Annotated in this window: 12 protein-coding genes; 5 read left to right on the top strand and 7 right to left on the bottom strand. The window is 40.4% G+C overall.

The window, feature by feature from the left end; genetic code table 11:
- The first annotated feature begins 138 nt into the window (after positions 1 to 138).
- Positions 139 to 2421 (top strand): choice-of-anchor D domain-containing protein, encoded by a 2283-nt coding sequence (locus Q0954_RS27890; protein ID WP_299463096.1) that lies wholly within the window; start codon positions 139 to 141, stop codon positions 2419 to 2421.
- 181 nt (positions 2422 to 2602) lie between these two features.
- Entirely contained in the window at positions 2603 to 3862 is a 1260-nt protein-coding gene (locus Q0954_RS27885) for a lipase family protein (protein WP_299463093.1), read from the top strand.
- A 1626-nt stretch (positions 3863 to 5488) separates the two neighbouring features.
- On the opposite strand, the gene Q0954_RS27880 is transcribed toward Q0954_RS27885, so the two are convergent.
- From Q0954_RS27880 to Q0954_RS27850, 7 genes are all read right to left on the bottom strand, one after another.
- Positions 5489 to 6121, bottom strand: coding sequence for a hypothetical protein (locus tag Q0954_RS27880; protein ID WP_299463090.1), 633 nt, complete (start codon positions 6119 to 6121; stop codon positions 5489 to 5491).
- A 41-nt stretch (positions 6122 to 6162) separates the two neighbouring features.
- Positions 6163 to 8538, bottom strand: a complete 2376-nt coding sequence (locus Q0954_RS27875) for a TonB-dependent receptor (RefSeq protein WP_299463087.1) — start codon at positions 8536 to 8538, stop codon at positions 6163 to 6165.
- A gap of 77 nt (positions 8539 to 8615) precedes the next feature.
- Positions 8616 to 9032 (bottom strand): DUF2141 domain-containing protein, encoded by a 417-nt coding sequence (locus Q0954_RS27870; protein ID WP_299463084.1) that lies wholly within the window; start codon positions 9030 to 9032, stop codon positions 8616 to 8618.
- A 248-nt stretch (positions 9033 to 9280) separates the two neighbouring features.
- Positions 9281 to 9778, bottom strand: a complete 498-nt coding sequence (locus tag Q0954_RS27865) for a hypothetical protein (protein ID WP_299463081.1) — start codon at positions 9776 to 9778, stop codon at positions 9281 to 9283.
- Positions 9779 to 9846: 68 nt separating this feature from the next.
- A complete protein-coding gene (locus Q0954_RS27860) occupies positions 9847 to 10752 on the bottom strand; it encodes a hypothetical protein (protein ID WP_299463078.1) in 906 nt (301 codons plus the stop codon).
- A gap of 328 nt (positions 10753 to 11080) precedes the next feature.
- Positions 11081 to 11752: a hypothetical protein gene (locus tag Q0954_RS27855; RefSeq protein WP_299463075.1), complete on the bottom strand. Its 672-nt coding sequence runs from the start codon at positions 11750 to 11752 to the stop codon at positions 11081 to 11083.
- 114 nt (positions 11753 to 11866) lie between these two features.
- A complete protein-coding gene (locus Q0954_RS27850; RefSeq protein WP_299463072.1) occupies positions 11867 to 12406 on the bottom strand; it encodes a YceI family protein in 540 nt (179 codons plus the stop codon).
- Between the two features lie 314 nt (positions 12407 to 12720).
- Here Q0954_RS27850 and asnB point away from each other — a divergent pair, with 314 nt between their 5' ends.
- The 3 genes from asnB to Q0954_RS27835 all read left to right on the top strand — a co-directional run bounded on the left by asnB (position 12721) and on the right by Q0954_RS27835 (position 17177).
- Positions 12721 to 14631: an asparagine synthase (glutamine-hydrolyzing) gene (gene asnB, locus Q0954_RS27845; RefSeq protein WP_299463069.1), complete on the top strand. Its 1911-nt coding sequence runs from the start codon at positions 12721 to 12723 to the stop codon at positions 14629 to 14631.
- Positions 14632 to 14831: 200 nt separating this feature from the next.
- Positions 14832 to 15062 (top strand): KTSC domain-containing protein, encoded by a 231-nt coding sequence (locus tag Q0954_RS27840; RefSeq protein ID WP_002704766.1) that lies wholly within the window; start codon positions 14832 to 14834, stop codon positions 15060 to 15062.
- A 300-nt stretch (positions 15063 to 15362) separates the two neighbouring features.
- Positions 15363 to 17177, top strand: coding sequence for a caspase family protein (locus tag Q0954_RS27835; RefSeq protein ID WP_299463064.1), 1815 nt, complete (start codon positions 15363 to 15365; stop codon positions 17175 to 17177).
- Positions 17178 to 17321: the final 144 nt, after the last annotated feature.

Here is a 17321-nt window from a genome sequence, read left to right as displayed (position 1 = left end):
ACAGCATATTTTGAAGCTTTCATGCTACAAAGATAACTTTTTAACCAATATTAATATTTTCGCAAGAAGTCTATTGAAGGAAATTAATTTTTACGAACTTATAAACAACTAGATATGTCCTGTAAAGTGCCTCACTCAATGAGCATTGCTCTTTTACTATGCTTTGTAACTCACCTCTTATCTGCTCAAAATATAAGTACCATCGCCGGAGGAGGCACAGGCGCCACTGCCATCGCCAACGATATAACCGCCATGTCTGCCGATTTGGGCTCAATACATGGGCTAGTCTCCGACGAGGCAGGTAACTTATATATAGCTTCAACCAACAAACACTATATATTGAAAGTAAATGCTTCAGATGGGAAAATAGTAATTTTGGCTGGCGATGGCACCCAAAACTCTACTGGCGATGGAGCACTCGCCAGTAATGCTCAGGTAAATGCACCCAGGGGGTTATTTTTATTAAAAAATGGCGACCTTTATTTTGTCGAAGGAGGTACTTCAAAAAGAATACGTAAAATAAATGCCTCAGACGGTAAAATATCTACTGTGGCAGGAGGAGGTGCCAACAACCCTGGCGACGGAGGGGCTGCTACAGATGCGGTACTAACTGATCCTTTTTTTGTATACGTAGACAACGACAATGGCGATATTTATTTTACTGAGTATAATGGAAGGAAAGTACGTAAAGTAAATGGTACAGATGGCAAAATATCTACCATTGCCGGCAATGGTACTGCTTCTACTACCGGAGATGGAGGACTGGCAACGGCTGCTACTGTAAACCAACCACTGGGAATATACCTGGATGCCGCCAAAAATATTTACTTTGCCGAATTTGCCGGTCACCGGATTAGAAAGATCAATGCTTCGGACGGAAAAATCAACACAATTGTAGGCACCGGAACCAATTCTACTAGTGGTAACGGGGCAGATGCAGGCAGTGCTACCATCAATCAGCCTACAGGCATTCATATAGATATCTCTGGAAACTTATACATTGCCGAGTTTAGTGGTAATGTGGTACGAAAGGTAAACGCTTCAGACAACAAGATTAATACTATAGCAGGTGGGGGGGCTAATAACCCCGGCAACGGCGGATTGGCTACCGATGCGGTGGTGAGTCTACCCTTTGGGCTTACAATTGATGCAAACGGCGACATGTATATTCCTGAATTTGTAAACGGAAAAATACGCAAAGTGTCTTACCCTGACTTAAGCCTTAAAACTACTGCCAACCTGGCTGTAGGAGCTACGCATGACTTTGGGTCAACTACAGTGGGAAGCAACACTGGAGCGGTTACATTTACCGCAGAAAATAAAGGGGTAGGCAATTTAACCCTGACCGGAAGCACAGGAAGTTTTGCCACTTTGGGAGGAACCCATGCTGGAGATTTTTCGATAAGTCAAGCCAACCTTACCAGTCCTATTGCCCAAAGTAGCAGCAAAACTTTTACGGTTACCTTTACTCCTACTGCTGCCGGATCACGTAATGCCACCCTCACCATTAATAGTGATGACCCCAATGAAAATCCTTATACAATTAAACTTACTGGAACAGCCACCGCCTGTAATGCGGTGAATGCTGGCAGTATAGGGAGTGCTCAAACTATTTGTAGTGGGGGCACGCCTGCTTTGCTGACGTCTGCTACTGCAGCATCGGGCGGAAACGGTAGCTTCACCTATCAATGGCAATCTTCTGGCGATGGCACCAACTTTAGCAACATAGCAGGGGCTACCTCAACCACCTACCAGCCACCTGCCCTCACTCAAAATGCTTATTACCGCCGTACAGCTATCTCAGGCGGAGGCTGTGGTTCGGCAAACTCTGCCCATATTTTGATTACAGTCAATGCTCCACAAGCTCCTGCTGTAAGCATTACTTCTGATGATACTGATAACACCATTACTACTGGAACCAAGGTAATCTTTACTGCTGCCCCTACCAATGGAGGTACCTCCCCTACCTACCAATGGAAGGTTAACGGGACTGATGTAAGTGGGGCTACTGCAGCTACCTTCGAGAAAACTGACCTGAGCAATGGCGATAAAGTGAGCGTTACAATGACCACCTCGGCAAGTTGTGTTACCAGCAATACAGCCACCTCTAACGAAATTTCAATAACGGTTAGTGGCGGAAGTGGAAGCCCTACAGCATTGCCCAATCAACCCAACCAAGCCCAGCTGAGCGTTTACCCCAATCCAAGCTCCAACAGAATCACCTTAAAGTTCACAGGAAAAGTAAACACAAACATACAAGTTTACATTTTAGATGAGTTAGGTAGATCTGTAGCTACACACACTGGTAAACTTAGTACTGGAGTTTTTACAATACCTGTCCATTCTTTGCCCAAAGGTATTTATCTACTCAAAATTAGCCTTGGCAAAGAAACGATCCTGAAAAGAATCACTAAAAAGTAGTAAAACATCCTGACAGGGTTCCAGAGATTAGCCTGTTCTCTGGGTAAATCCATTTTTTATATAACGTTGATTTTTAGCGATTTATAAAAACCGTAGTAAAAAGCAACGTTCTAATCAACGCTTGTTTGGGCAGCCACCTACATTGAATATTTCAATTAATCCTTATAAATTAAATAATCCTATGTCAACAAATAACAACTTAACTCCACCTTGTTTGGCTTTACCCGCTTCAGACCTTGCCTATAGAGTAACTGCCAGCGGCTTTGACAAACCCTCTGAAGACGATTGGGTAGCTAGTCAAATATACTCTTATGCAGGGGTTTACCAATATGGCTACGCCTACGATGACCAACCACAGGAGAAACCAAAAGACCGACTTGAGTCGGCTTGCCTGATTTACATCGATTATGGGGGCCACCTTACGCTTAGCTTTAGAGGAACCGCTGGCAAAGGCAACTGTGGAATGCTCAAAGATTGGCTTACTAACCTGGACTGTGATTTGGTAAAGATGAAAACTCCTCAAGGTGAGCTGGAGGTACACCATGGTTTTAAAAAAGAATTAGATGTTATTTGGAAAGGAATCATGCATTGGGTGAGGCATTTTGACCCTGAAGCCAAAAGGAAAATAAATATTACTGGCCACAGCCAAGGAGGGGCATTGGCTTTTATTGCGGCTACCAAACTAGCCCAGGAAAAAACACCCGAAGGCAAGTATTACAATAATATTCAGGGGGTCACTACTTTTGCTGCCCCCAAGCCAGGAAGCCTGTCCTTTGCCAATTACTATAATGACCTAAAGCTTCAGAATGAGGTTACTCTAGGCAGTGTGACTGTGCGTTATGAAAATACAGCAGATTTGGTACCATTGCTACCGCCAAAATTTGGTTTTCCTTCTAAGGTTCCAGAGTGGTTAGATATCATCGTACAACTAATGAAAAATGTAGCAATAGTGGTAATAGATATGATAGACATACCACAAGAAGAGTTTGGCTGTAAAAATGTCAGAAAAGAGCTGAGGCATATCATCGATGTAATGACCAAAGACACACTGTCTAAGGAGTTCTATCCAGTAGGCGATACATTGAAGTTTATCGGATACAAAGGCAAAATTACCAGCCCATCTCAAAAAGCTAAAGAAGGCGAAATAAGTGAGTATACTCTCGTCTGGATTGAAAACTTTCTTGATAAGATTTCAAACAACAGCGACTACGGAAACCAGATGATAGAAAATATAAAAAATTGGGACTTTATAGAAGCCGCAAAAAATGCCAAAAAGATTTATGATGAAATTATGAAAAAACCTGAGCATTTAGTCACCACCTTGCTTGAAGCCCACACGCTTCAACCAGGTAATGGCTATATGTTGGCAGCTTGCCCTAATGAAGCCTTTGCTAAAGGCAGCGACGGCAAAGAGTTTATACACGCATCTAAATCGAAGTAGACTGGAACAAAGAACTTGATCGCAAGATCGGTACACATCACCAAGGGCTCAGCAATACGTATTGTTGAGCCCTTGTTTGGTTTTAATACTCACCCAAGCCGCTACTTCACTCAAAACCTTTCGTTAGGCTTTCGCCCCATCAAAAAACACCTCCATAAAACCTTCTCAAAATAATATTCCGAACTATACCCAAATAAGCTTTGGTTATATTATACTGCAGCAATAAATCAAATCAATAATTGCGAAAAACAACTGGAATCCATAAAAGTTAAATGTACTGATAATTAAGTATATACAACTCAAATATTAGAATAATACAACACTTCATGAGCTAGTGGCTAAAGCAGAAAAAAAATAGCCCGAAAAACGAAAAAAAAGTTGCTCACAGAAGATTATTCGGGACACATCTCCTACCTTTGTAACATCAAATGAGAATAAAATATATTTATAAAAATATATACATTGTGTAATATAATTGGGTGAATTGGTGAGTTAAGTTTTAGCTCACCAATTTTTTTTTGCCCGCCTGCCAACCTTTGCTACTACTCACCCAACCTTCCTTTTGGTGTCTAATCAAAAAAACCAAAAACTTCATTTTTTTTCAAAACCTTTCATCTGATTTTTGTTAGATAAAAATACAAGCTCAAAAAAACAAATCCCAAATAATATTTCAAATCATTACCAAATAACATTTGGTTATGCTGCATTACAAAATCATTGTTTATCAAGCATTGCCTCAAAAGGGTATTTACAAAAAAACTTAAACACACTGATTTTTAAGTATATACACTTCTATCATCAAAATAACACAATACTTTATTAGCTAGTAACTACAGAAGAAAAAAATAAGGCAAAAAAACGATAAAAACCCACAAACCGAATATTATTCTGCAACAATATCCTACCTTTGCAACAGCAAATGAAAATAGTAGTATATCGAAAGTGTATTTAAAAGTACTGACTCTGATTAAAATATTGACTTTGATCGCAGCACTTTAAGCATACGCTTAAAAATATATACATTGTGTAATATAATTGGATAAATAGGTGAGCTAAACTTTAGCTCACCTATTTTTTTGCCTTCTACCCAAATCAATCAACACTTTGCCTTTTGTGCTTGACTAAACTCAGGTTTAAGCCCCTCATTCCAAACAATATTTTTATTTAACTCCAAACAACATTTGGTTATACTATGTAATAGTAATATCATAAATAAATAATTGCTGAAAAAAGAGGGAAGCCATAAAAGTTAAATATACTGATAATGAAGTATATATAAGCGACTTATTAGAATAATACAATACTTCATGAGCTAGTGGCTAAAGCAGAAAAAAAATGGCTATAAAGACGGAAAAAAAGTTACTAACAGAAGATTATTCGGGACACATCTCCTACCTTTGTAACATCAAATGAGAATAAAATATATTTATAAAAATATATACATTGTGTAATATAATTGGGTGAATTGGTGAGCTAAGTTTTAGCTCACCAATTTTTTTGCCTGTATGCCAACCTTTCCTTTGGTAACTGAGTAGAAAAACCAGCATATCTCTTTTGTATGGTTCATAAAAAAACGCCAAGCCACCAATGCTGCCTGACGTTTACTACCTGATGTGTATATACTACTTACCTAAACCAACCAAACTTAAAAGTAACCGCCCCTACTACCCCGTTGAGATTAATTTTGTTACCCGCATCAGTTTTTATAGCATTGTCATAAAACCCCACCTGATAACCACCCGTTAGGGCTATTCTGAAAAAATGGGTCATATTAAGCTCTATGCCCAACTCAGGCAATAAGGTACCTACCCATTCAGACCTCACGCTGTGGTCATCATCGTAGTAGCTGGTAAACGCAAAATTGCTGTTGCCCCGATACAAACGTAACACCCCCAAGCCTGCCTTAAGGCTGGTAGTAATGTGTATGGCACGGCTTGGATTAAAAGAATAACCTGTCCAAATGCCTCCCTGCACCAATTTTAGTCGCAGGTTTTCATTGTTTACCATACGCTTTACATTGGGGGTAACTGTAGAAGAACCATAGCCACCTATAAAAAAATTACCGAGTAGCACTCCTCCGCCACCTCCCATGTTGAGCGTGCCTGCACCATCGAGCATGCTCATACTGATGGAAGGACCACCAAATCCGCTGATTTTAATCTCACTGTTTTTGCCAAACAAAGTAGCAGGTTGATTTTGTGCCTGAATAGTAACGATGGTAAACAATACCATCCATAAACTTAAGGTGATCTTTTTCATTTTGATACGCTTTGATTGTTGTATATTGCTGATAAACTTGTTTAAAATAGGAGTCTCCATTGCACTAGTGGAAACAGCCCTAGTTGATAGGTAGTTTGAATATCGTTGGCGGTAGTGTTGTACGACCGAGTAAATACATTTTGTTGATTCGTTACATTCTGAATGTCTATGAACCACTCTTGGGTAATGCGTTTGCCGTTCATTTTAAACCCTATCTTAAAATCAAACCTAAAATAATCGTCCAGCTTTTGCTCGTATGCCTGGTCGTATAATAATACTTCGTCGTTTTGCTGACGTGATGCTTCCAAGTCTATTGGAATAAATCTTCGCCCTCCGGCATAAGTTACTTTCAGGTCAATGGCCAATGTATTGCGCTTACCTACTCTCCACTCTTTGCCCAGTAAACCATTGGTTACAAAATTGCCATTAAAAGCAGTATTACGCTCTATGCCATCATAGCCTTTGTATTTAGACTCAAAGAGCGACCCGGTAAACAGGAAGTAGTAGCCCTTGCTATAAAACTTCTCCAAGGTAAGCTCTATCCCATAGTTTTGCCCGGTGCCCCCGTTGGTCATATTGTCTAATGTAGGAATACCAAAACCTGCCCCGGCATTTGCCAACGAAAAATGAGGATAGTCGGCATCTACTGGTACGTCAACCAACTGTTGGTAATATCCTTCTACTTTCAGGCGGAGGCTAGGAGTCAGTGAATTGTCGTAGGCAAGCACCAAGTGGCGGCTTTTGGTAAATTCAAGGTCTCGATTGGTACGAATACCTGTGCCATCTTCTTGGCGAAAATATACCTGCAAGGGTTGCAATTGGCTATGTAGCCCGGCACCAATGCTGACAGATTGGGTAGGCGTAAAGCTATACTTAAGCCCCAGCCTTGGCTCAATCGCATAGGTGTTATTGAGCAAAAATTGTTGGTAATGTATTCCTGCATTTAGGGTAAGTTGATCGTTGAAACGGTGCTGCCATTGTGCATACCCACGCAGCAAACCACTGCCTCCGTTAAAATCTCTCAGTCGGCGAAAGCGGTTTCCCCCATCTACTCTAAAACTGTCTACCATTGCCAGTTGGTACCAGTCCAGAATCACTCCTATATTTACATTATTACGTGCATTTATTTTCTTATTAATTTGTTCACGCAAAGTGTATTTTACCTGTCGAAAGTCACGGATTCCTCTATAAATAATTGCTTCAACCGCATTGGTGTTGGGGTTGCGATAAATAGAATCGATGCTGGTGCCCTCGGTAGAGCGCGACACAGCCAGGTTGAGTTGCGAATAAGTGTTTTTGTTGAAAAAATAAAGGTGGGTAAAGCCTACAACCCCCATGCTGGTTTTTTGGCGAATGTCGTTTGTACTTTGGCTAAACAAATCGTTGGGATCAAATTCGGCTTCGCTTGCCAGCAAATCAATGTTGCTAAATCCTCCTACTCCAAACACCGAAAAGCGACCTGCATTTTTGGTAGGAACATCAACCTTAAAAGATAAGTCCTGGTAATTGGGTATGGCGGTGCCCGTACCAAAGCTGATGCCCAACGCATCAAATACAGCAAGGGTAGAGTAACGATAATTGACGAGATAAGTAGCTTTTGATTTTTTTGAGAAAGGACCTTCTGCTCCTAACTCTAACCCGTTGAATCCCAACTGTGCCATGTACTCTCGTTTGGCATTGTTTCCGGTGCGCATCTGTAAGTCAAACACCCCCGATATGCCATTGCCATATTCGGCAGGAAACGCTCCAGTCAAGAAGTCAGAGTTAGACAAAGTGTTGTAGTTGAGCATGCTCACCGGACCACCTGTGGTGCCCAATGCACCAAAGTGACTGGGGTTGGGAATGTCTATGCCATCTAAGCGCCACAACAAACCAGTAGGCGAGTTGCCTCGGATAATGATGTCGTTGCGGCTGTCGTTGGCACCACTTACCCCCGCAAAGTTTTGTGCCATCCGCGAGGGGTCATTTCGGCTACCTGCATATCGTGAAGTTTCTTCTATGGTAAATCCCCTGGCACTCAACAACGCCATTTCATTATTAGTGCGGGTTTTGTCTTTTTCGGCAGTAATTACAATTTCATCAGTAGAGGTAATTGCCTCTTCCAGGGCCAGGTTAAGTATGGTCTGCTTGCCCGCATTTACCACTACATTGGGTATGGATTGCTCCTTGTAACCCAAGTAAGACACCCACACATTGTGTCTACCCAAAGGTACGTTTTCAAGGATAAAATACCCGTCAGCATCAGTAACTGTTCCCAACAAAGGTTTGATATCTAAAATAGCTACTGTAGCACTTGCCAGTGGAGACTTAGATTGTTTGTCGAGTACCCTTCCCCTAACGGTTTGGGTTTGTGCCCACACTGCGGTTTGTATACACAACAAACCTGCAATGAGTAAAAGTAAGCGAGGTGTTTTCATCGTTTTTTATGGTTATTCCAGTATAATACATTTGTTATAGCCAACCTACGATTCACCACCCCGCTTAGGTGGGGCAATTATTTAAGGTGAATTACTGTAGTAGCGTTGCCTCCTTTGTAATAAAACCGGGCAGCCTCAAATGAGGGAGCTCGAAAACGGGCGCGGGCATCACGCGAAAATCCATAATATTCGGTAGGAACCCCTACCAGGTTTTTGTTCATTTTGCCATCGCTGTTCTTATCATGGTAAGTAGCTATAGCATAATAGCCAGGTTTTAGATTGCGGAAACGAATCACCACTTGCTTTCCGGTAACAGGGGTAATTTGAGTAGCTATGGCAGTCTCTACTTCCAAAAAGCCTTCGGCACGATTATAAACCGCCATATATATTTTTCCTTTGACCGTTTGAATGCCTTTTACACTTACTGAAAGTTCGCTGTTAGGATAGTTCATCATTCCCAAACTAAGCCATAGAGTTAGAATGTAATGTATCATTTTTTATAACTTTTTATTATGTTAAATAAAACTCATACCTCTACAAAAGGTATTTCCACATTACTAACTAAATCTATTAGAGAATATTTTGTTTTTTTTATTTATTCAAATTTACGCAATATGTCAATACAGCTGTTATGTCTGAAGAGGAAGTGGAGAATAACAGGGATGAAATGAAAAAATAAAGGGATGAAATGTCAGAGGTAAAATCACGGATATTTCAAGACTGGCTTAAGAGTAAAAAAACGTTAGACTCCTAACTCATCTGCCAAGTCGTCATATTTGTCCAAATAATCAGGGTTTGTGCGGTATTTAGACAAGCCCACTGTATCAAAGGCATCTAAGTCCTTGGTGGGTACCACTCCCAGCCACTCTAACGCTTTGCTGATGGTATCGAAATGGGGGGATACTAAAACAGTGTTTTGATATACTTGGGCAAACTGATCACCCACACCTCCAAAATAATCAGTAACTATCACCGCAAACGTTACAAAGCGGGAATGAGCAATCATTTGTAACAGTTCAACTAGAGCAAATTCATTAGGATAAATCAGGCGATCTGTTCCTTTTGCAAAGTCAAGCAATTTGGTAGCTTCTAGTTTTGCCTGCCAATAGGCGCTATAGTAATGATCAATAAAAAACAAGTGTAAGTTGAAGCCCAACGGTATACCATACAAATCGAAGGTTTCGGCAAGGGCTTGGTCATAGTCTCCTTTAAGCACAATAGCAGTAATGCAGTGTCCCATGATGATGAGGGTATTTATCACAATTTGTACAAAAAAAGCCTTGTTCAACAATTTTGAACAGGGCTTTTTTACTCTGGGGGTTCAATAGACTTGCGTCGTTTTTGTTCAAAGTTACGTTTCTTTGCCCGCAAAAACTGATTGTCGTAATGTCGTTGGAATGGTAAAAACATGTGTTTTTCTTTATACATCTCAGTTTGTTGCATCACATTAAACCCACAGGCAGAAAATATACGGTCGGCTTTATCAAACATAGGGAAAGCCGGGTATAGGTTCATCCAGAGTATATTACTGGTAATAGATCTAAAAGGCTTGGTTTGACTAATGATAACAAAGTAAGGCTGTACATTTTCTATCTGGCTTATTTCTATAGCATACGCACATAGTTGCTTTACTTCTTCTTGGGGTTCAGAGTGTACAATCAACCAGATGGGCTTATCACTAATGCTAAATATGGTGTTCACCAATTCACGCTCTTTGCGATTGAGTGCTGCTGGTGGATAGCTCAAATCAAGGGTAATCAACTCTTGTGAGTGTATTTGCAAAAAACGTTTATGTTTGGGGTCTACGTTTTCGAGCAAATAAGTAGCTTTAAATGATGGAGGACGATTAATCTCAAGCCTTTCATAGTTTTGCCAGTTGAGCACCCGCCCAATATGATAAAAGTCAACCTTGATATAATCAGGAAAGTTGTTCCACTCGCCCACAATACCGCAAGGAAAAGCATCAATGTACACTTCTGATATTTGATGAAACTCTATCTGCTCACAAAGCCAGTTCTGATACGATCGTTGATTGTTGGCAAAGTATGCAGGTATTTTTACAATTTCTACATTTTTGGGCAAACGCAGGCAATCGGTATGATCTGAAGCAGTAAATAACAGTATAGGTTCTTGATTGAGTTGAAGCGTATGTATCACTGCTAAGGTCCTGGTCAAATGACCCAAGCCACTACCGTTGGCGTAATACAATTTCATATTTTTCTGAGGTTTAGTTCGTTATATATAAATTTCAAATGTTTGTGTATAAGCTAGTCAAATATAAAAATTCGGGCAATGTAAGCATTAACCACTGCCACAAATTTACCTTTGGGGAGCAATTAAAAAATAGGATACCCTTTCTTTGCAAGCTATTTTATTCTGAGACGCGGCACTTTTTAAAGTCATAGCAGAGCTAAGGCTGCAAACCGAGGCTACAGCCTTGCTGTGCCGAGCTCTGCCAAAGGCTAAAAGTAACAAAGCATCGGGGCAAAAGAGCAGCTACAAAATGGGTTCGTTATTTCTTGTTTGCTCCCTTAAGAACAAATTATTTTTTGCCTTTCAGCAACTCAGCCATGATAATCAATCGATGTTCGGCCGGAATTTCTTTGATCGCCAATACACCAAAAGCATAAGAATCGCTGTTGCTCACCATTTTAAAAGTTCCTTCCGAGGTTTTTACTTTTATATTGTTACCATCAAAAGTTACCTTGCCTAATTCATCATTATGGCGTTTTATCTTGTAAGTACCTTCTTTCTTTTTCACCTCATAAGGGTACTCATTTTCGGCATTGTCGCTGATCTTTATCTTGTTATCTTTTATTTTCACTTTCCATAGCAAAGTGCCATCGGGTTTGCGAAGTTTAAAACTAGTCTCCTTGTATTTTATTTCGGCAATTACATCGCCAGCGGGGTCATAATACTTGGTTTTGTCGTTTTTGCTCAACCTTCCGGTAATTGCTTTGTTTCCCAGACTAATGGCGGTTTCAGTTTCATTCCACGAACTGAGTACCCCAAAGGTTTTATCACCAAGCTTTATTTCTATAGGAGCAGGAGGAGGCGTATTGGTGGCGGTAGAGTTATGGGTAGTAGTAGAGGTATTGGTGGTATAGTTGTTGCTTTTTTCCTTGCTTCCACAAGACAGCATTGCCAAAGCGAACATTATATAAACGCTGGTCAAGGCTATTTTTTTATAAAAAGGTAGTAAGTTTTGCTGCATTTTTGTCAAGTTTTGGTAATTATATAAATCACACTAGACTTGACCGCACAAAACCCCTACCAACTTTATAAAAACGCTTCTCTAAAAGTTAAGTATTTTTACTCATATTTTATATTAAGCAGCTGCAGCAGTAATATTCAAAGTAATTTTTGCAGTCTTGCTCATAATCAAGCTCTTTCCTCCTACCCCAAAATCACGACGGTTAATCTCAAAGTAAGCGTTAAAAGTTCCCGAATTTCCACTTTTGGTATAAGTAAAAGGAACCTTCACTTTTTTGGTCACTCCTTTGATAGTCAGGTCAAAGTAAGCTACATATTTGCTGCCTTCTTTGGCTATTTTGGTTGATTTCATTTTAATTACCGGGTACTTAATCGCATGAAAAAAATCTTCTTTGCGTAAATGACGGTCACGCCCCTTGATACCAGTATTGATGGTAGCAGTTTGAATTATCCCAATCAGGCGGCTACCTGCCAAATTGTCGGGGCTAAAAATTATTTTGCCCTTAAAGCCTTCAAAAGAACCCGATACATTGATTCCGGCGTTTCTTATTTTAAATTTGACATCTGCTTTGGTTACTTTCCATTTGGTTTGGGCAAAAACTCCAGTGGCTGCTACAGTGAGCATCACGAATAAAATTAGAATAGTTTTTTTCATAAATAAGGTAAAATAAGTGAGTGAGTTTAAACTTTTCGATGTAGGTAGCCAATCATTCGGTGACTTGCTACTAATCGCTTATTGACTGTTGCTTGTCAGGTATAGCCTGTTGCTTGTCGCATAAAGCTTACTGTTCCTTTCACAAACTTTTTACAAAACGCTACAGAGTAATGGGTGGTTCAGTATCAAGCGCTTTTAGGTTTTTATTAACAAAAGGTTCTGTAGTTATTTGTGATGTCATTTGGAATGCTTTGGTTTTTGCTTAAAATATGTAATTTTACCAATTACATTACATTCACTAAATACAAAAACTGATGTGTGGTATTACCGGGATTTATGCATTTAATGAATTAGGGCGCTTTTTTAGTATTAATTTACAGCAGGCTACCCTGCAGCTTAACCGACGTGGTCCTGATTTTCTCAATACATCATTACACGAACGAATCAACCTGGGACATACCCGGCTATCCATCATAGACCCCAACCCTGCGGCAAATCAACCCATGACCGACTCTACCGAAAGGTATACTATAGTGTTTAACGGGGAAATTTATAATTACCGTGAAATTCGGCAAAACCTTCAAAATCAAGGCGTTGAGTTCAGCACTGAGTCTGATACTGAGGTGGTTCTCAAAGCATACATCCACCAAGGGGTAAAGTGCCTGCAACAATTCAATGGTTTTTTTGCCTTTGCCATTTACGACGAACAAAGCAAAAAAATGCTACTCGCCCGTGACCGCTTGGGTATCAAGCCTTTGTTGATTTACCAGGATGAAGATAAATTGATTTTTGGTTCAGAAATGAAAGCCTTGATTCGCTTTGGCATCGAGAAAGAGATAGACTATGTAAGTCTTAAGCAATACTTGCAACTCAACTACATTCCCCAGCCTTACACGATGCTCAAAAAAGTACGCAAACTACCTGCCGGACATTACCTTATTGTAGAGGGGCGCGAAAACCAAACAGAGGAGGCTTTTTACCAAATTCCCTATCAAGGCAAAGCCAACAGTGGGACAAAAAGCTATGAAGAAGCCCAAAGCGAATTTGCCCAAATTCTTGAACGTTCGGTGCAGCAAAGACTGGTGTCTGATGTACCGCTGGGGTCGTTTCTGAGTGGCGGTATCGACTCTTCGGTCATAGCCACCCTAGCTGCGCGTCATACCGACAAACTGCATACTTTCTCTATTGGCTATAAAGACGAACCTTTCTTTGACGAAACCAATTACGCTCAGTTGGTAGCTAAAAAAATAGGGGCAGAACATACCGTTTTTTCCGTGTCGAACCAAGACATGCTCGACCATATCTATGAAATTTTGAACTACATTGATGAGCCTTTTGCCGATTCGTCGGCGATTGCTGTATATATACTAAGCCAACGCACCAAAGCCCATGTAACGGTGGCGCTTTCGGGCGATGGAGCCGACGAGTTGTTTTCGGGCTACAATAAACACGCGGCTGAATACCGCCTCAGGCAAAATAGTTGGAAAGTAGGTTTGGTCAAGTCACTATCGGGCGTTTGGAACGCCTTACCAAAGTCGCGCAGCAGCAAAATAGGCAATAAAATACGTCAATTGGCAAGGTTTGCTGAAGGAGCCAAATTATCAGTAAAAGATCGCTACTGGAGTTGGGCTACTTTTGCTCAAGAAGACGAGGTAGATGATTTGTTTAACGAAAAAATTCGGGCAAAAGCTGTCCAAGAGGTCTATGACGAACGCAAACAAGACATTTTGCAACACCTGCAGCACAATGGGGTAGAAGATTTTAACGAACTATTGCTCACCGATATGCAATTGGTATTGCCTAGTGACATGCTCACCAAAGTAGACCTCATGTCTATGGCGAACGGGCTAGAGGTGAGGGTACCTTTCTTAGACCATGAAGTGGTCAACTTTGGGTTTAGCCTTCCGGCAAAATATAAAATTGACGCCAGTTATCGCAAAAAAATAGTGCAAGACACTTTTCGGAATGTGTTGCCCAAAGAACTCTACCAACGTCCCAAAAAAGGTTTTGAAGTGCCTTTGCTCAAATGGCTACGCCACGACTTACACGACATGGTGATGAAAGACTTGCTTTCGGATGAGTTTGTAGAAAAGCAAGCCATTTTTAAAGTAGAAGAAGTGCAAAAAATTAAACAAAAGCTGTTATCTGGCAACCCTGAGGATACCCACGCCAGGGTTTGGGGTTTACTGGTATTTCAGCACTGGTGGAAAAAGTGGTTTGCTTAGCTTAATCATCACAAAATAATCATAAAAAAACCTCATTATATGAGACAAAAAAACAGCTAAAAAAAAGAATGTAATAATGAAAAAAACACTTATCAACCTACTGAAAATCAGCAATCTAAATAGTAAAATAAATCCCAAAAACCCCAACATAAACCGACCAATAACGTATATATAAAAGAACACTAAATAGTTATACATATATGGCAAAGTTTAAGAGAAACCACACTGAGTCTTCGTTGATTACTTCTACTGCTTATGACCCGTTTAGTCAAGTACTGGAAATAGTATTTTGTCGGGGAGGCATCTATGAATATGCCAATGTGTCGGAACAAGAATTTAAGAATATGCAAAACGCCAAATCAGTAGGACTTTACTTTAATGGCAACATCCGAAATAAAAAAAAGGAGCTTTACAGAAAAGTACGGGATTAATTGACGTTTAAATTGATAATAACACAAACATCTTCCTATCAGAGGGAGGGTGTTTGTTTTGGCTTTAGGGCTTGTTTAAAATTAAATCTAAAAAACAGAATAAAAATAAGCTTCACTTGAGCCACCCTCCGATAGTTTAGAATAGTATATTTGTATATCAAGTATCCAGCTATGCTCAATACCACAAATCATTTTATTCAATAAGGAATGGGTAAAAATAACATTCCCTGATAAACTGGAGCGATCAGCAGTTTAGAGTCGACTAACTTTTTCACCATTCCTAAAACAATTACCTTGCTCATGGCAAAACTTATAAAAACATTGGTTTGTCTTTTAATCACAATGGCAAACATTCAGGCACAAACATTTCCCTTCAAGCCGTTTCATACCATAGAGGGTTACAAGGGTTTTATCCTTGACACACGCCTTTCGGCTAAAAATACCTATCTGGCGGTAGCTACTAACCAAAACAGGGTAGAACTAAGGGATCAAAGTTTTGAAAAAATATGGAGCTATCAGAACAATCCGGCAAACTACGGAATGGATTTGTGTTTTGCCCCTAATGAAAAACACTTAGTATTTAGTAAGTATCAGTCTTTTCGTGATGCAGGTGTATTGGATATTGCCCAAAAGAAGATCATCCAAAAACTAAAAACCGGTGGTGCTGCTATAGTGCAATACAGTCCTGATGGCAAGTTTTTGATCACGGCAGGTAAAGCCCGACAAAGCAGCACAGGCATTATTAAGGTGTGGCAATGGAAAGGCAATCAATTTGAACTATTGCAGTCTTTTCCTTACCAACACAAACGTTTTCAGAATTTTCGTTCTATCGCATTTAGTCCCAACGGACAATATTTTGCCCTGTTAGGTACTATGGCAAATGTGTTGGTGTATAAAAGGCACAAAAAAAAGTTTTCTTTTTTTCAACTCATTGCCCAAAGATCCTGGACTCGTGGGGTGGCTTTTCACCCCGATGGCAAATACCTGGCGTTTGGCACCCGCACTAAGCTATATAGCCTTCGCCTTGACAAACGCAAGCAGTTTGTTTACAATGATAGTATAAGAGTGTATGGTGGAGAAATCAGAGATTTAAGGTTTACTCCTAAAGGCAAACACTTGTTGGCTTGCAATAAACAAATAAGGGTGTATGCCTGGAAAAATGGCAAGTTTGAGCACGGCGAAGAAGAAGACACCTACGACTTACACGGCAGCAATGTTTTTGCACTTGATGCAAACAAAGATCTGATTGTATCAGGAGGAAAAGATAAACGCCTTATCATTGCCACTTCGGGCAAAGTGCCAGCGAAGCAAGTGACTAAAAATAATACCCAAGGCAAAAAAGGAGACACTAAAAAAGTGGCAAAAACCAAGTTTGAAAGTGATGACCTGGACTTTGACGTGGGGGCTTCGGGCAAAAACTATTTGCTGGTGGTGGGTATCAACAAATACCAGTCATGGAAACCCCTCGTAAATGCTACTACTGACGCCCGCAAAGTAGCAAAAATACTTCAGAAACGTTACGGCTTTACCAAAGCAAATACTATAGAGGTGTATGACGAACAAGCTACTAACAAAAATATTTTGAAGCAGTTGTCAAGTTTGCGGGAAAAGCTTACCAGTCAAGACAATTTGTTGCTGTACTACTCAGGGCATGGTTACTACAATGCAGCCATTAAAGAAGGGTTTTGGATTCCATTTAACGCCCAAAAAGGTGAAGAAACTCAGTACCTGGCCAACTCTACCCTGCTTAAGTACATCAAGGCGATCAAAGCCAAGCATATATTTTTGGTGGCAGACGCTTGCTTTTCGGGGTCGTTGTTTACACAAGGCAAACGTGGTTATATAGAAAATGTGGAAAAGTATCGCTCGCGTTGGGGCTTTGCTTCGGGGCGTTTAGAGCTGGTGTCAGACGGTACCATAGGCGAAAGTAGTCCTTTTGCTACTTACTTTTTGAAGTACCTCAGCCAAAATCAGAAAAAACGATTTCCCATCAGTGAATTAATCCAGTACGTAAAAGTGGCAGTGTCGAACAATGCCAGCCAAACCCCCATTGGGCACCCCTTGAAAAACGTAGGGGATGAAGGCGGAGAGTTTGTGTTTTATTTAAAAAAATAACAATAGTCCATAGTATTTAGTCCGTAGTCCATAGCTGACTCGAGTATATGTTTACCTTATTAAGCCTTGTAAAGTCGAGTAGGTAAGGGGATTTTCACCCCGAACCTCTCACAGAACCGTGCGTGATAGTCTCCCATCACACGG

The organism is uncultured Microscilla sp. (genome assembly GCF_947493425.1).
In the GTDB taxonomy this organism is placed as follows: Bacteria; Bacteroidota; Bacteroidia; order Cytophagales; family Microscillaceae; genus Microscilla.
The sequence above is the reverse complement of the archived record's forward strand: the minus strand, read 5'-3'. Positions and strand labels throughout refer to the sequence as shown.

Coding starts and splice junctions, on each gene's coding strand:
- Q0954_RS27890 (WP_299463096.1), top strand. CDS start 139: ATGAGCATTGCTCTTTTACTATGCTTTGTAACTCACCTCTTATCTGCT.
- Q0954_RS27885 (WP_299463093.1), top strand. CDS start 2,603: ATGTCAACAAATAACAACTTAACTCCACCTTGTTTGGCTTTACCCGCT.
- Q0954_RS27880 (WP_299463090.1), bottom strand. CDS start 6,121: ATGAAAAAGATCACCTTAAGTTTATGGATGGTATTGTTTACCATCGTT.
- Q0954_RS27875 (WP_299463087.1), bottom strand. CDS start 8,538: ATGAAAACACCTCGCTTACTTTTACTCATTGCAGGTTTGTTGTGTATA.
- Q0954_RS27870 (WP_299463084.1), bottom strand. CDS start 9,032: ATGATACATTACATTCTAACTCTATGGCTTAGTTTGGGAATGATGAAC.
- Q0954_RS27865 (WP_299463081.1), bottom strand. CDS start 9,778: ATGGGACACTGCATTACTGCTATTGTGCTTAAAGGAGACTATGACCAA.
- Q0954_RS27860 (WP_299463078.1), bottom strand. CDS start 10,752: ATGAAATTGTATTACGCCAACGGTAGTGGCTTGGGTCATTTGACCAGG.
- Q0954_RS27855 (WP_299463075.1), bottom strand. CDS start 11,752: ATGCAGCAAAACTTACTACCTTTTTATAAAAAAATAGCCTTGACCAGC.
- Q0954_RS27850 (WP_299463072.1), bottom strand. CDS start 12,406: ATGAAAAAAACTATTCTAATTTTATTCGTGATGCTCACTGTAGCAGCC.
- asnB (WP_299463069.1), top strand. CDS start 12,721: ATGTGTGGTATTACCGGGATTTATGCATTTAATGAATTAGGGCGCTTT.
- Q0954_RS27840 (WP_002704766.1), top strand. CDS start 14,832: ATGGCAAAGTTTAAGAGAAACCACACTGAGTCTTCGTTGATTACTTCT.
- Q0954_RS27835 (WP_299463064.1), top strand. CDS start 15,363: ATGGCAAAACTTATAAAAACATTGGTTTGTCTTTTAATCACAATGGCA.